14 protein-coding genes are annotated in these 13,205 nt (G+C 72.3%); 13 read left to right on the top strand and 1 reads right to left on the bottom strand.

Going from position 1 to position 13,205, the window contains the following annotated elements:
- Positions 1 to 2 precede the first annotated feature (2 nt).
- The 4 genes from ABTW87_RS03960 to ABTW87_RS03945 all read left to right on the top strand — a co-directional run bounded on the left by ABTW87_RS03960 (position 3) and on the right by ABTW87_RS03945 (position 5,558).
- Entirely contained in the window at positions 3 to 1,004 is a 1,002-nt protein-coding gene (locus ABTW87_RS03960; RefSeq protein WP_350648274.1) for a glycoside hydrolase family 26 protein, read from the top strand.
- A complete protein-coding gene (locus ABTW87_RS03955) occupies positions 998 to 2,626 on the top strand; it encodes a glycosyltransferase family 39 protein (protein ID WP_350648272.1) in 1,629 nt (542 codons plus the stop codon). The genes ABTW87_RS03960 and ABTW87_RS03955 overlap by 7 nt, the downstream gene beginning before the upstream one ends.
- Positions 2,627 to 2,789: 163 nt before the next feature.
- Entirely contained in the window at positions 2,790 to 4,346 is a 1,557-nt protein-coding gene (gene ffh / locus ABTW87_RS03950; protein ID WP_350648271.1) for a signal recognition particle protein, read from the top strand.
- A 132-nt stretch (positions 4,347 to 4,478) separates the two neighbouring features.
- Complete coding sequence (locus tag ABTW87_RS03945) at positions 4,479 to 5,558, top strand: amidohydrolase family protein (RefSeq protein ID WP_350648269.1); 1,080 nt, start codon at positions 4,479 to 4,481, stop codon at positions 5,556 to 5,558.
- A gap of 237 nt (positions 5,559 to 5,795) precedes the next feature.
- Here the strand turns inward: ABTW87_RS03945 and ABTW87_RS03940 are convergent, their stop codons facing one another.
- On the bottom strand, positions 5,796 to 6,392 hold the full coding sequence (locus tag ABTW87_RS03940; RefSeq protein ID WP_350648267.1) for a TetR/AcrR family transcriptional regulator: 597 nt from the start codon (positions 6,390 to 6,392) through the stop codon (positions 5,796 to 5,798).
- Positions 6,393 to 6,496: 104 nt separating this feature from the next.
- Here ABTW87_RS03940 and proS point away from each other — a divergent pair, with 104 nt between their 5' ends.
- From proS to lepB (ABTW87_RS03895), 9 genes are all read left to right on the top strand, one after another.
- Positions 6,497 to 7,903, top strand: a complete 1,407-nt coding sequence (gene proS / locus ABTW87_RS03935; RefSeq protein WP_350648265.1) for a proline--tRNA ligase — start codon at positions 6,497 to 6,499, stop codon at positions 7,901 to 7,903.
- Between the two features lie 87 nt (positions 7,904 to 7,990).
- Entirely contained in the window at positions 7,991 to 8,638 is a 648-nt protein-coding gene (locus ABTW87_RS03930) for a ribonuclease FAU-1 family protein (protein ID WP_350648263.1), read from the top strand.
- A gap of 244 nt (positions 8,639 to 8,882) precedes the next feature.
- The gene (gene rpsP / locus ABTW87_RS03925) at positions 8,883 to 9,359 is read left to right on the top strand and encodes a 30S ribosomal protein S16 (RefSeq protein WP_350648261.1); all 477 of its coding nucleotides are present in this window, start codon (positions 8,883 to 8,885) and stop codon (positions 9,357 to 9,359) included.
- On the top strand, positions 9,334 to 9,594 hold the full coding sequence (locus tag ABTW87_RS03920) for an RNA-binding protein (RefSeq protein WP_174242547.1): 261 nt from the start codon (positions 9,334 to 9,336) through the stop codon (positions 9,592 to 9,594). Before rpsP ends, ABTW87_RS03920 begins: the two co-directional genes overlap by 26 nt.
- 2 nt (positions 9,595 to 9,596) lie before the next feature.
- Positions 9,597 to 10,136: a ribosome maturation factor RimM gene (gene rimM / locus ABTW87_RS03915; protein WP_350648527.1), complete on the top strand. Its 540-nt coding sequence runs from the start codon at positions 9,597 to 9,599 to the stop codon at positions 10,134 to 10,136.
- Positions 10,137 to 10,180: 44 nt separating this feature from the next.
- Positions 10,181 to 10,954, top strand: coding sequence for a tRNA (guanosine(37)-N1)-methyltransferase TrmD (trmD, locus tag ABTW87_RS03910; RefSeq protein ID WP_350648259.1), 774 nt, complete (start codon positions 10,181 to 10,183; stop codon positions 10,952 to 10,954).
- Positions 10,955 to 11,098: 144 nt separating this feature from the next.
- Positions 11,099 to 11,455, top strand: a complete 357-nt coding sequence (rplS, locus tag ABTW87_RS03905; RefSeq protein ID WP_350648257.1) for a 50S ribosomal protein L19 — start codon at positions 11,099 to 11,101, stop codon at positions 11,453 to 11,455.
- Positions 11,456 to 11,639: 184 nt separating this feature from the next.
- Entirely contained in the window at positions 11,640 to 12,509 is an 870-nt protein-coding gene (lepB, locus tag ABTW87_RS03900; RefSeq protein ID WP_350648255.1) for a signal peptidase I, read from the top strand.
- Between the two features lie 10 nt (positions 12,510 to 12,519).
- A complete protein-coding gene (gene lepB, locus ABTW87_RS03895) occupies positions 12,520 to 13,161 on the top strand; it encodes a signal peptidase I (protein WP_350648253.1) in 642 nt (213 codons plus the stop codon).
- Positions 13,162 to 13,205 lie beyond the last annotated feature (44 nt).

Below are 13,205 nucleotides of genomic sequence, written 5' to 3'. Positions count from 1 at the left end.
TCATGACGCTGTCCCCACGACGGCGCCGCGCACTGGCGTTCGGTGCGGCCGTCCTTTTCGCCCTTCCCGCCTGCACCGCCGGTGGGACGGAGGAATCACCGGTGCCGGGGGCGCCGGACGGCGCCGGCGGGCCGGCCGTCCCCGCCGGACCGGCGGTGGCGAAGGTCGAGGACATCCTCGGCGGCGGCGTGCTGTTCGGCATGACCCTGCACGACCGGACCGAGGCGGCGGTCACGGCCGTCGAGGAGCAACTCGACTGCCGGCCCTCCGTACTGCAGCTCTTCGCCTCGGTCGACCGGGGGATCTCGGTCGAGACGCTGAACGCCGTGCCGGGCACCCCGATGCTGTCGATCGAGCCCTGGGCGGGCGCCGCCGCCGGCCGCGAGCAGCCCGACTGGTCGCTGTCGGCGACCATCGAGGGCCGGTACGACGAGAAGTACGCGGCCCTGGCCGAGGCGGTGGTCGCGTACCGGCACCCCATGCTGATCCGGTTCGGGCACGAGATGAACGGCCACTGGTACCCGTGGGGCACCCGCAACGGGAACCGTAAGGGCGAATTCGTCAAGGCCTGGCGGCACGTGGTGGACATCTTCCGGGAGGCCGGCGCCACAAACGCCCTCTGGGTCTGGTCGCCCAACATCATCCGGGGCGCCGACAGCCGCACGATCAAGGAGTTCTGGCCCGGCGAGGAGTACGTGGACGTCGTCGGGGTGACCGGCTACGGCGTGCGGGAGAAGAGCCCCGAGACGACCTACCGGTCGACGCTCAAGCTGGTGTACGCGCTCACCGACAAGCCGTTGCTGCTGACCGAGGTCGGCGTGCAGCCCGGTGCCGAGAAGAAGGCCTGGCTCAAGCGTTTCGGCCCGTGGTTGACCGAGAACCCGCGCATCGCCGGGTTCGTCTGGTACCAGGTCATCCGCCAGGGTGACTGGCGCTTTGACGACACCCCGGCCAACCTGGCCGCGTTCAAGTCGGGCCTGTCATCGGTGGATTTGAAGTGCTGAGCGACGACGAGTCCCCGTTCAAGCCGCAGCCGCGGGTCAGCCCGGACGCGCCGACGTTCTTCCTGCCGACCACCCGCGCCGGCACCATGATCATGCCCAAGGTGTCCCGGCCGGCGGGGCCTGCCGAGGAGGCCGGCCCGGCACCGGACGCGCCGGTCGGCCGTCGCTTCCCGTGGTGGCAGCAACTGCTGGCGTTCCTCCTGCCGGCGGTGGTGATGTTCACGGTCGGCTGGCAAGGGTTGAGCGGTCGGCAGCTCTGGAACGACGAGCACGCGACCTGGCACGCCGCGACCGTGGACTGGGACGCCTTCACCCGGCTGCTCGACCGGATCGACCGGGTGCTCGCCCTGTACTACCTGTTCATGCGGGGGTGGGTGGCCCTGCTGGGTGACACGCCCACCAGTCTCCGGCTGCCCTCCCTGATCGCGATGGCCGCCGCGGCGGGGCTCACCGCGCTGGTCGGTCAGCGGCTGCTGGGGACCCCCGCGGGGCTGGTCGCCGGCCTCGTGTTCGCGGTCATCCCCGGTGTCAGCCGGTACGCCCAGGAGGCGCGCCCGTACGCGTTCGCCGTGGCGGCGGCGGTCCTGGCGACGCTGCTCCTGCTGCTGGCCCTCGACCGGCCGCGCTGGCCCTGGTGGTTCGCGTACTCCGCGGCGGTGGCCCTGACCGCCTACTTCCACATCGTGGCGGTGCTGGTGCTGGTTCCGCACGTGCTGCTGGCCTGGCTGCGTTACCAGCGGTCCGAGCGGGACGTCCGGCTGTGGAAGTTCCTGGGGGCGCTGGGGCTGATCACCGCCGCGGTGATGCCGCTGGCCTACACGGGCTCGGGCCAGTCCGGAGCGATCGAGTGGATCAAGGCCGACCGGGCGGCCGTCGTCGAGCTGCCGATGCGGCTCTTCGGCTCGTACCCGGTCGCCCTGGCGGTCTGTGCCACGGCGCTGGTCGGCATTCCACTCCTGGCGGTGCTGCGCAACCGCGGGGTGACCGCGGCGCTTGTGGCGTGGGCGGTGTTCCCGCCGGTGTTCACCTTGGCGACCTTCCCGCTGTTGCATCTCTTTCTCTTCCGCTATTTGCTGTTCACGCTGCCGGCGTGGGCCCTGCTGGCGGCGGGCGCGCTGCACGGCGCGAGCCGGTTGCTGTTCCGGCGGGCCTGGCCGCAACTGCTGATCGCGGTGGGTGCGCTGCCGGCGCTGGCGCTGCTGACCCTGCCCACGCAGCAGGAGCTTCGCGGCCCGCTGGTGGACGGGGAGCCGGACTACCGCGCCGCCGCCGAGGTGATCTCGGCCAACCTGCGGCCCGGCGACGGCGTCATCTTCGCCGGCCGGACGCGGCCGCCGCGGATGGGCATGGCGTACCAGATGCGTGACGTTCCCCGGCCGGACGACATCCTGCTGGTCCGCTCGGCGGCCGAGATCGGCGACTTCGGCGTCGAGGAGTGCCCGGTCACCCTGCCCTGCCTGGTGAACCGGGACCGGATCTGGGTGGTCAGCACGAGCTACAGCCGGGAGGCCTTCGCGGAGATGGCGGAGGAGCGGGCCGCCACGTTGAACCGGCTCTACCAGGTCGAGCAGGAGAGCGCCTTCACCCGCATCCACGTCCACCTGCTGGTGCCACGGCGATGACCGGCACGGCCGGGGTGACCGACTGGCCGCCCCGGCCCGACCGGCGCCAGGGTGTCCCGGCGCGGAAGCGGGGGTGTGGTGGGCCGGTTAGGCTTACCGGGTGGCCGGTCCTCGTGTCCGGCCGCGTCGTGCTTGCCGGAACACTGACAATCGGGATGTTCGCGTGTTTGACACCTTGAGTGACCGCCTGTCCGGGATCTTCACCAAGCTCCGCGGCAAGGGCCGGCTCACCGACGCCGACATCGACGCCACCGCACGCGAGATCCGTCTCGCGCTGCTGGAGGCGGACGTCGCGCTGCCGGTGGTCAAGGGCTTCATCACGAACGTCAAGGAACGGGCGCGCGGTGCCGAGGTCTCCCAGGCGCTGAACCCGGCCCAGCAGATCATCAAGATCGTCAACGAGGAGCTGATCAACGTCCTCGGCGGCGAGGGGCGGCGGCTCCAGTTCGCCAAGCAGCCGCCGACCGTGATCATGCTCGCCGGTCTCCAGGGTTCCGGCAAGACCACCCTCGCCGGCAAGCTGGCCCGCTGGCTCAAGGCGCAAGGCCACCAGCCGCTGCTGGTCGCCGCCGACCTCCAGCGTCCCAACGCCGTGGGGCAGCTCCAGGTGCTCGGTGGCCGCGCCGGCGTCGAGGTGTACGCCCCGGAGCCCGGCAACGGTGTCGGCGATCCGGTGCAGGTGGCCCGCGCCTCGATCGAGCACGCGCGCCGCGCCGCCCGGGACATCGTCATCGTCGACACGGCCGGGCGGCTCGGTGTCGATGCCGAGATGATGCAGCAGGCCGCCGACATCCGCGACGCGGTCGACCCCGACGAGGTCATCTTCGTCATCGACGCGATGGTCGGTCAGGACGCGGTCCGCACCGCCGAGGCGTTCCGCGACGGCGTGGGCATCACCGGTGTGGTCCTCTCCAAGCTCGACGGCGACGCCCGAGGCGGCGCGGCGCTGTCGGTCCGGGAGGTCACCGGGCAGCCGATCCTGTTCGCCTCCACCGGCGAGAAGCTGGAGGACTTCGACGTCTTCCACCCCGACCGGATGGCCAGCCGGATCCTCGGCATGGGCGACGTCCTCACTCTGATCGAGCAGGCCGAGCAGGCCTTCGACGCCGATCAGAAGGAGAAGATGACCGCCAAGCTGATGGGCGGCGAGCAGTTCACCCTTGAGGACTTCCTCGACCAGCTCATCGCGGTACGGCGGATGGGCCCGATCGCCAACGTGCTGGCCATGATGCCCGGCATGGGGCAGATGAAGGACCAGCTCGCCGAGCTGGACGACAAGCACTTCGACCGGGTCACCGCGATCATCCGGTCGATGACCCCGGCCGAGCGCACCAACCCGAAGATCATCAACGGCTCGCGGCGGGCCCGCATCGCCACCGGCTCCGGCGTCACCGTGATGGACGTCAACCAGCTGCTCAACCGCTTCGCCGACGCGCAGAAGATGATGAAGCAGATGGGCGGCATGATGGGTCTGCCGGGCGGGGGCCGCCGGAAGGCGACCAAGTCGCCGAAGAACAAGCGCAAGGGCACCAAGGGCGGCGGCCGGCCGCGGACCGGCGCGGGAGCGGGACTGCCGGGTGGCTTCCCCGGCGGCGGCATGCCGCAGCTCCCGCCGGGCATGGGCCCGGACGACCTGGCCGGCCAGGGCCTGCCGCCGGGCTTCAAGCTCCCGAAGATCGACTTCAACAAGCTCGGCAAGGGGGACAAGGGCCCCCGCTGAGCGCCACGCTGACGGTGGGCGATGTGATCGCCGCATAGGATCACGCCACCCCCGGTCGACCTGCCGGCGCTCACCGCCCGCCGGGACGCCCTGCTCGCCGCCGACGGGAAGTGATCCGGTAGGACTGAGCACATGGCTCTGCACGTACGCGGTGTGCTTCTGCCGGACGACGAGGTCCGGAACCTGTGGCTGGTCGGCGACCGGGTGACCTTCGACCCGGTGCCCGACGCGGAGACGATCGCCGACGGCGGCTACGTGCTGCCCGGCCTGACCGACGCGCACTGCCACATCGGCATCGCCCGTGGCGGCGCCCCGATCGACTCCCTCGACCAGGCCCGCGAGTTGGCCCGCACCGACCGGGACGCCGGCGTCCTCGCCATCCGGGACGCCGGCTCGCCGTACCCGTACCCGGAACTCGACGACGACCCGGACCTGCCGCGCCTGGCGCGCGCCGGCCGGCACATCGCCCCGCCGAAGCGGTACCTGCGCGACATCGGGGTGGAGGTCGGGGCGGCGGAGGTGGCCGCGACGGTCGCCGAGCAGGCCCGGGCCGGCAACGGCTGGGTCAAGCTGGTCGGCGACTGGATCGACCGCGGCACCGGCGACCTGGCCCCGGCCTGGGACGCGGCCACCATGACCGCGGCGGTGCAGGCCGCGCACGCCGCGGGGGTACGCGCCGCGGTGCACACCTTCTCCGAGACCGCAGTCGAGATCATGGTGCGGGCCGGGGTGGACTCGGTGGAGCACGGCACCGGACTCAGCCTGGACCTGATCGACCTGATGGTCCGGCAGGGCACCGCGCTGGTGCCCACAATGATCAATATTCAGACCTTCGGGGGGATCGCCGAACAGGCCCGCGCGAAGTTCCCCGGATACGCCGACCACATGCTCGCCCTGCGCGACCGCTTCCCGGACGTGGTGCGTGCCGCGTACGAGGCCGGGGTGCCGATCTACGTGGGCACGGACGCCGGCGGCGGCATCGACCACGGCCTCGCCGCCGAGGAGATGCTGCTGCTGCACGAGCGGGCCGGCTTGTCCACGGTGGACGTCCTCGCCGCCGCGTCCTGGCGTGCCCGCGAGTGGCTCGGCTTCCCCGGACTTGTCGAGGGTGGCCTGGCCGACCTGGTCGTCTACCCCGAGGACCCGCGCCGTGACCTCCGGGTGGTCCGTGCCCCCGCCCGCGTCGTCCTCCGCGGGCGCGTCGTCCGCTGACCCCACCGGGGTCCGCCGCCCGCGCCCTGAGAGTGCCCGTGCCCGCGCCGGCCGTGCCCGCGCCGGCCGTGCCCGCGCCCGCCGCGCGACGCCGGCTGCAAGATCGCGCTCGAGGTGCGAAGTAGTGGCCTCGCGCGCAACAGCAGGGCCCTACATCGCACATTGAGCGTGATCTTGCAGGGCGCGGCCGGGCCGGGGCCGGGCCGGGCCGCGGCGGAGGCGCGGCCGGGGCAGGCGTCAGGCTGCCGGGGCGAAGGCCGCGCCGAAGAGGCGGACCGCGAGGCGGGCGAGCGCCTCGGCCGTGTCGTCGACCGGCGCCTGCGGCAGGACGATGTGGCTGACCACCAGCCGCACGACGGAGTCGGCGGCGAACGCCAGGGCCGCCGGGTCAGCACCCGGAAGGCGCTGCCCGGTCCAGTCGATCAGCACCGCGGACGCCTCGGCGAGCACCAGGTCGCCGCGGGTGGTGAGGTAGGGCAGCAGCTCCTCGGAGCCGCCCCGGGTGCTGGTGAGGATCGCCTTGACCAGCGGGTTGTCGGCCGCCGAGGCGAGCGTGTGCCGGATCGCCGCGTACGTGGCGGCGCGGACGTCGTCGCCGTGCCCGGCCAGCGCCGCGCGGACCTCGGAGACGAACCGGTCCACCTCCCGCCGGGCCAGCGCCTCCGCCAGACCGGCCTTGCTGCCGAACTCGTTGTAGACGGTCTGCCGGCTGACCCCGGCCGCGGTGGCCACCGCGCCCATCCGTACGCCGTCCCACCCGGTCGCGATCGTCAGTGCCCGCGCCGCGTCGACGATCCCGTCGCGCAGCCGGGTGGCGGCCCTCGATTCACCCATGATGGTCGAAGTCTACGGCGTGTCGGCGTGCCCGCCGGGACGCGCGGGACGCACCGGCCGCCCGCTGACGGGGACCGGCCCGGCGGCGCATAGGATGTGCGGTCATGGCGCGCGTGCTCACTCCCCGTGCGGAGGACTTTCCCCGCTGGTACCAGGACCTGATCGCGAAGGCGAAGCTGGCCGACAACGGCCCGGTCCGGGGGACCATGGTGATCCGACCGGCCGGCTACGCCATCTGGGAGCGGATGCAGGCCGAGATGGACGCCCGGATCAAGGCGGCCGGCGCGGAGAACGCGTACTTCCCGCTCTTCATCCCGGAGAGCTACCTCAAGCGCGAGGCCGAGCACGTCGAGGGCTTCTCCCCGGAGCTGGCGGTGGTCACCCACGGCGGCGGCAAGCAGCTCGCCGAGCCGGTGGTGGTGCGGCCGACGAGCGAGACGGTCATCGGCGAGTTCATGGCCAAGTGGGTGGACTCGTACCGGGACCTGCCGCTGCTGCTCAACCAGTGGGCCAACGTGGTCCGCTGGGAGCTGCGCCCGCGTGTCTTCCTGCGTACCAGCGAGTTCCTCTGGCAGGAGGGGCACACCGCCCACGCCACCCGCGCCGACGCCCGGGCCTACGCCCGCCGGATCCTGCACGAGGCGTACGAGGACCTGATGGTCAACGTGCTCGCCATCCCGGTGCAGGTGGGGCTCAAGACCGCCCGGGAGCGGTTCGCCGGGGCCGCCGCCACGTACACGCTCGAGGGCATGATGGGCGACGGCAAGGCGCTCCAGCTGGGCACCAGCCACGAGCTGGGCCAGAACTTCGCCAAGGCGTTCGACATCAGCTACTCCTCGGCCGAGGGCGGCCGGGAGCACGCCTGGACCACCTCGTGGGGCACGTCGACCCGCATGCTCGGTGGGCTGATCATGTGCCACGGCGACGACAACGGCCTGCGGGTGCCGCCGAGGCTCGCGCCGGTCCAGGCGTACGTCATGGTCGTGAAGGACGGCGAGGGTGTCGTCGAGGCGGCGGCCAAGCTGGTCGACGGCCTGCGCGACGCCGGGGTCCGGGTGGCGCTCGACGACCGCACCGACACCCCGTTCGGCCGCCGGGCCGTCGACGCCGAGCTGCGTGGTTACCCGGTTCGGGTCGAGGTCGGCCCCCGCGACCTGGCCGCCGGCAACGCGGTCGTGGTCCGGCGTACGGACGGCTCGAAGTCCCCGGTGCCGGTGGCGGACGTGGTCGACGCGGTGCGGGCGGCCCTGGCGGCCGACCAGCAGGCGCTGTACGACGAGGCGCTGGCCAACCGGACGGCCCGTACCCGCGAGGTCGGCACGCTCGCCGAGGCGATCGAGGCGGCATCGACCGGCTGGGCCCGGGTGCCGTGGTCGGCTGTCGGCGTCCAGGGGGAGACCGAGGCGAACGCTCAGGGTGTCACCGTGCGCTGCCTGGTCCGCGCCGACGGGTCGGTGCCCGACTCCGAGGACGAGCCCGACCTGGTCGCCATCCTGGCCCGCGCCTACTGAGGTGCAAGGAAGGGCCCCTTGTTAACGCCTGGTGTTGTAAAAGGGTCCCTTCCTAACACCGTCGCCCGTGCCGAGTAGGAGCAACGCGTGAGGTTCGAGCCGGGCCGGTCGATCGTGCACCGCAACGTCCGGCGGGGGCGGATCGGCTGGGTCCGCCCGGCGCGGGTGGTAAGCGACGACGACCGGGGCCTGCTGCTGTGGATCTCCCGGGGTTCGGCGGTGGCGAGCGAGGTCACCGCGGCCGGGCTCGGCATGCGGGCGGTTCCGTTCGCCGAGTGGGTCGTCTCGTCGTACCGGCTGGCGACCGGCCGCTGGCAGGGCCCGCCCCTGCTGAAGTTCCTGCCCACCGGGGCGGCGCACTCCGTCTGGTGGTTCCGGGACGAGCAGGAACGGTTCGCCCACTGGTACGTGAACCTGGAGGAACCGGGCGTACGCTGGGACGACGGTGATCTCGCCGGGGTCGACGTGGTCGACCAGGACCTCGATGTGCTGGTCCGGCCGGATCGCGGCTGGCAGTGGAAGGACGAGGACGAGTTCACCGAGCGGCTCGACTTCCCGGAGCACTACTGGGTGGCCGACGAGAAGGCGGTCCGGGCCGAGGGGGAGCGGGTGATCGCGCTCGCCGAGGCGGGCGAGTTCCCCTTCGACGGCACCTGGTGCGACTTCGAGCCGCCGCCCGGCTGGGCCGCGCCGCAGGAGTTGCCGCCCGGCTGGGACCGGCCGCCGGTGCGCTGACTTCCCGGTGTTTCCGGTCACTTTCGGGGGTCGCCGGGTGACCCGGGGCGGTCCGGTGTGAGAGTTCCCGACCGGATCTGGCAGAATGGCTGGCTGGTATCCGGCGTGTGTCCGGCGCCCTCTACCCCGGGCACCGCGCCAGTCCACCGAGCAGTCTCCGGCCCAAACCCCACTGTGCCGGTGGGCGCTCACCCGTGCACCGCCCGTTCCGGGACGGTGAGATCGCAACAGGAGCGAAAGAACTGTGGCCGTAAAGATCCGGCTCCTGCGGATGGGCAAGATCCGCAACCCGCAGTACCGCATCGTCGTCGCCGACTCGCGCACCAAGCGCGACGGCCGCGCGATCGAGTTCGTCGGGATCTACCAGCCGAAGGAGGACCCTTCGGTGATCGAGGTCAAGTCGGACCGGGTGCAGTACTGGCTCTCCGTGGGCGCGCAGCCGAGCGAGGCGGTGCAGCGCCTGCTGGAGAAGACCGGCGACTGGCAGAAGTTCAAGGGCCTGCCGGCCCCCGAGCCGCTGAAGGTCGCCCCCGAGCGGGCCGACCGCAAGGCGGCGTACGAGGCCGAGGCGAAGGCCGCCGCCGGCCTGACGGAGGCGCCGGCCAAGCCGGCCAAGAAGGCCGCCGCGAAGGCCGAGCCGGCTGCGAAGGCCGAGCCGGCCGCCGAGGCGGCGCCGAAGACCGAGGAGCAGGCCGGTGCGGACTCCGGCGAGCAGGCCTGACGTGGCGCTTCGTCCGGCGCTGGAGCACCTGGTCAAGGGCATCGTCGATCACCCCGACGACGTCCGGGTCCGGCTTGTCGACTCCCGCCGGGGCAAGCGGCTCGAGGTCCGCGTGCACCCGGAGGACCTCGGCACGGTGATCGGGCGGTCCGGCCGGACCGCCAAGGCGTTGCGCCAGGTCATCGGCTCCATCGGTGGGCGCGGCGTACGCGTCGACATCGTCGACTCGTACTGATGCTGCTCATCGTCGGACGGATCGGCAAGCCGCACGGGATCCGCGGTGAGGTCACCGTGGAGGTGCGGACCGACGAGCCCGAGGCACGGTTCGCACCCGGGTCGGTTCTCCGGACCGACCCGGGTGCGAACGCACCCGCCGAGCCGGGGGCGTACCAGGTGCCGGCGGAGCTGACCGTCGAGTCCGCCCGCTGGCACCAGAGCCGCCTGCTCGTCGCGTTCGAGGGCGTGCTGGACCGCGACGTCGCCGAGGCGCTGCGCGGGACCCTGCTCGGGGTGGACAGCGCCGGCGTCACCCCGCCGGAGGACCCGGAGGAGTTCCACGACCACCAGCTGGTCGGCCTGGCCGCGGTCACCCCGGCGGGCGAGCGGCTGGGCGAGGTGGCCCGGATCGACCACGCGCCCGCCTCGGACCTGCTGGTGCTGCGCCGCCCGGGCGGCCGGGACGCGTTGATCCCGTTCGTCAAGGCGATCGTCCCCGAGGTCGACCTCGCCGGCGGCCGCGTCGTCATCGACCCGCCCGGCGGCCTGCTCGACCTCTGACGGGGGTCGGCGGTCCGGCCCGCACAGCTGTTGGAGCCTCCCGCATGCGCGTCGACATCGTGTCGATCTTCCCGGAGTACTTCGCCCCGCTGGACCTGTCGCTTGTCGGCAAGGCCCGCGCCAACGGCACGCTGCGGCTGGCCGTACACGATCTGCGGACCTGGACCCACGACGTGCACCGCACGGTCGACGACACGCCCTACGGCGGCGGACCGGGCATGGTGATGCGGCCGGAGCCCTGGGGGGAGGCCCTGGACGCGCTCGCCCCGCCGGAGCTCGCCCCGCCCCGGCTGCTGGTGCCCGCGCCGACCGGCGTGCCGTTCACCCAGGCGCTCGCCCACGAGCTGGCCGCCGAGCAGCACCTGCTCTTCGCCTGCGGCCGGTACGAGGGCATCGACCAGCGGGTGCTCGACCACGCGGCGGCCCGGATGCCGGTCACCGAGGTCTCCCTCGGCGACTACGTGCTCTTCGGCGGTGAGGTCGCGGTGCTGGTGATCCTGGAGGCCGTCACCCGGCTGCTGCCCGGGGTGCTCGGCAACGCGGGTTCGCTGGACGAGGAGTCGCACGCCCACGGGCTGCTGGAGGCCCCGATGTACACCAAGCCGGCCGTCTGGCGGGACCTGGCGGTGCCGGAGGTGCTCCGCTCCGGCGACCACGGCCGGATCGCCCGCTGGCGGCGCGACGAGGCGCTGGTGCGTACGGCCGTCCGCCGGCCCGACATGATCGCCGCCCTGCCGCCGGAGAGCCTGGACAAGCGGGACCGGGCGGCCCTGGAACGGGCCGGATTTCAGCCGCCGCCGGGGGATGTGGCAAAGTAGAGGGGTTGCCGCAGTCGGCCGCGCCGCGGGCGGCTGCGAGGACCCTCGACCGGGGTCGGCGAGTGCCGACGACCACCCGGGGGTCAGAATCACCCATCCGCGCACCGACTGACGGTGCGCCGTGAGCCTCACGAGGACGCAGCGATGAACATCCTGGACGCTCTTGACGCCCAGTCGAAGCGGGTCGACATTCCCGACTTCCGCGCCGGTGACACCGTCAAGGTGCACGCGCGGGTCGTGGAGGGCAACCGGTCCCGGGTCCAGATCTTCCAGGGCGTCGTCATCCGCCGCCAGGGTGCCGGTCTGCGGGAGACCTTCTCCGTCCGCAAGGTCAGCTTCGGTGTTGGCGTGGAGCGCACCTACCCGGTCAACAGCCCGGCGATCGACCGCATCGAGGTCGTGACCCGTGGTGACGTCCGGCGCGCGAAGCTCTACTACCTGCGTGAGCTGCGCGGCAAGAAGGCGAAGATCAAGGAGAAGCGCGAGAAGCAGCCGAGCTGACCTCGCGCTGCGCCACGCCGCCCGAGCTGCGCGTATGCCGTACGGTCCGGACCGCACTACCCTGGTCGTACGGGCGCAGCCGGCCGGACCCCCGCCCCGCGGTGGGGAAGACGTCCACTGCCGCCCGGGGAGCCTCGATGGGGCTCCCGGGCGGTAGTGTCATTTCTGCGGACCGGGGAGTGGCGTGGTGCAGACGCTCGACGAGGACGGCACGGTCGACCCGTGGCGTCGGCGGACCCGTCGTACCCGCCGCCAGATGCCGCTCTGGCAGGAGCTCCCGCTGCTGCTGATCGTCGCGTTCTGCCTCGCGGTCCTGATCCGCACGTTCCTGCTCCAGGCGTTCTTCATCCCCTCCGGTTCGATGGAGGACACGCTCCTCGTCGGTGACCGGGTGCTGGTCAACAAGGTCGTCTACGACGTACGGGACCCGGTGCGCGGCGAGGTGGTCGTCTTCCGGGGCACCGACCGCTGGGCGCCGCAGGTCGACGAGCAGCCCGAGCCCGGCTTCGTGGGCAAGCTCGGCGCCACGGTCGGCGACCTGGTGGGCGTGAGCCGCCCCGGTGAGAAGGACTTCATCAAGCGGGTCGTCGGCCTGCCCGGTGACCGGGTGAAGTGCTGCGACGAGCAGGGCCGGGTGCTGGTCAACGGCACTCCGCTGGACGAGCCGTACGTCCTGCGGGACTCGCCGCTGGAGGTGCCGCCGAACCCGCGCGAGTGTCGCGCGCGGCGCTTCGACGAGATCGTGGTCCCGCCGGGGCAGATCTTCGTGATGGGTGACCACCGGCTCGTCTCGCAGGACGCCCGTTGCCAGGGCCCGGTGCCGATCGACAACGTGGTCGGCCGGGCGTTCGGCATCGTGTGGCCGTCGTCGCGGTGGACGTCGCTGTCCGTTCCGGAGACGTTCGCGAACGTCCCGCCGCCGGCGAGCGTCTCGACGGGCCCCGCGCCGGTCCGGCCGACGCCGGAGGGCGGTGTGCTGCTGCTCCTCCCGCTATCGGCGGCTCTGCTCGGTTCTCGCGCGTTCCGGACGGTGGCTCCCGGCCGGGCAACGTAGGCTCCATCCCGTGATTGACGAGCAGACCGACAAGTCCCGTAGCTCCTTCTGGAAGGAGCTGCCGATCCTCCTGGGCGTGGCGATCCTGGTCGCGGTGCTGGTGCGAGCCTTCGTGCTGCAGACCTTCTTCATCCCCTCGCCATCCATGGAGAACACCCTTCAGATCGACGATCGGGTGCTGGTCAACAAGCTGGTCTACGATTTCCGCTCGCCGCACCGCGGTGAGGTGATCGTCTTCAAGGCGCCGACCGCGTGGAGCGGCAACCCGGACGGTGAGGACTTCATCAAGCGGGTCATCGGCGTCGGCGGGGACCATGTCGCCTGCTGCGACGAGCAGGGGCGGATCACGATCAACGGCGCGCCGCTTGACGAGCCGTACCTCTACTCCGCCGACGGCGAGCGGGACAAGCCCGCCGACCAGGAATTCGACATCACAGTGCCGCAGGGGCGGCTCTGGGTGATGGGCGACCACCGGTCCGCCTCGGGTGACTCGCTGCAGCACTGGCAGCAGTCCGGGCAGGACATCAACGAGGCGACCATCCCGGAGGACGACGTCGTCGGTCGCGCGTTCACCGTCTTCTGGCCGTTCGACCGGGCGCGCTGGCTGAGCGTGCCCGAACAGTACGACGGCATCCCCCAGCCGCGGTCCTGAGCCGGCCGGCCGCGGTGGGGGCGTGGGCGTTGTCGGTCGCGTCT

The organism is Micromonospora sp. NPDC126480 (genome assembly GCF_040302465.1).
Lineage (GTDB): Bacteria > Actinomycetota > Actinomycetes > Mycobacteriales > Micromonosporaceae > Micromonospora.
This window is presented reverse-complemented; position numbering and strand designations above follow the sequence as displayed.

Bases quoted from the DNA above. Each gene is read 5' to 3' on its own strand.
- ABTW87_RS03960 (WP_350648274.1), top strand. From the start codon at position 3: ATGACGCTGTCCCCACGACGGCGCCGCGCACTGGCGTTCGGTGCGGCC.
- ABTW87_RS03945 (WP_350648269.1), top strand. From the start codon at position 4,479: ATGGCTCTGCACGTACGCGGTGTGCTTCTGCCGGACGACGAGGTCCGG.
- ABTW87_RS03940 (WP_350648267.1), bottom strand. From the start codon at position 6,392: ATGGGTGAATCGAGGGCCGCCACCCGGCTGCGCGACGGGATCGTCGAC.
- proS (WP_350648265.1), top strand. From the start codon at position 6,497: ATGGCGCGCGTGCTCACTCCCCGTGCGGAGGACTTTCCCCGCTGGTAC.
- trmD (WP_350648259.1), top strand. From the start codon at position 10,181: ATGCGCGTCGACATCGTGTCGATCTTCCCGGAGTACTTCGCCCCGCTG.
- rplS (WP_350648257.1), top strand. From the start codon at position 11,099: ATGAACATCCTGGACGCTCTTGACGCCCAGTCGAAGCGGGTCGACATT.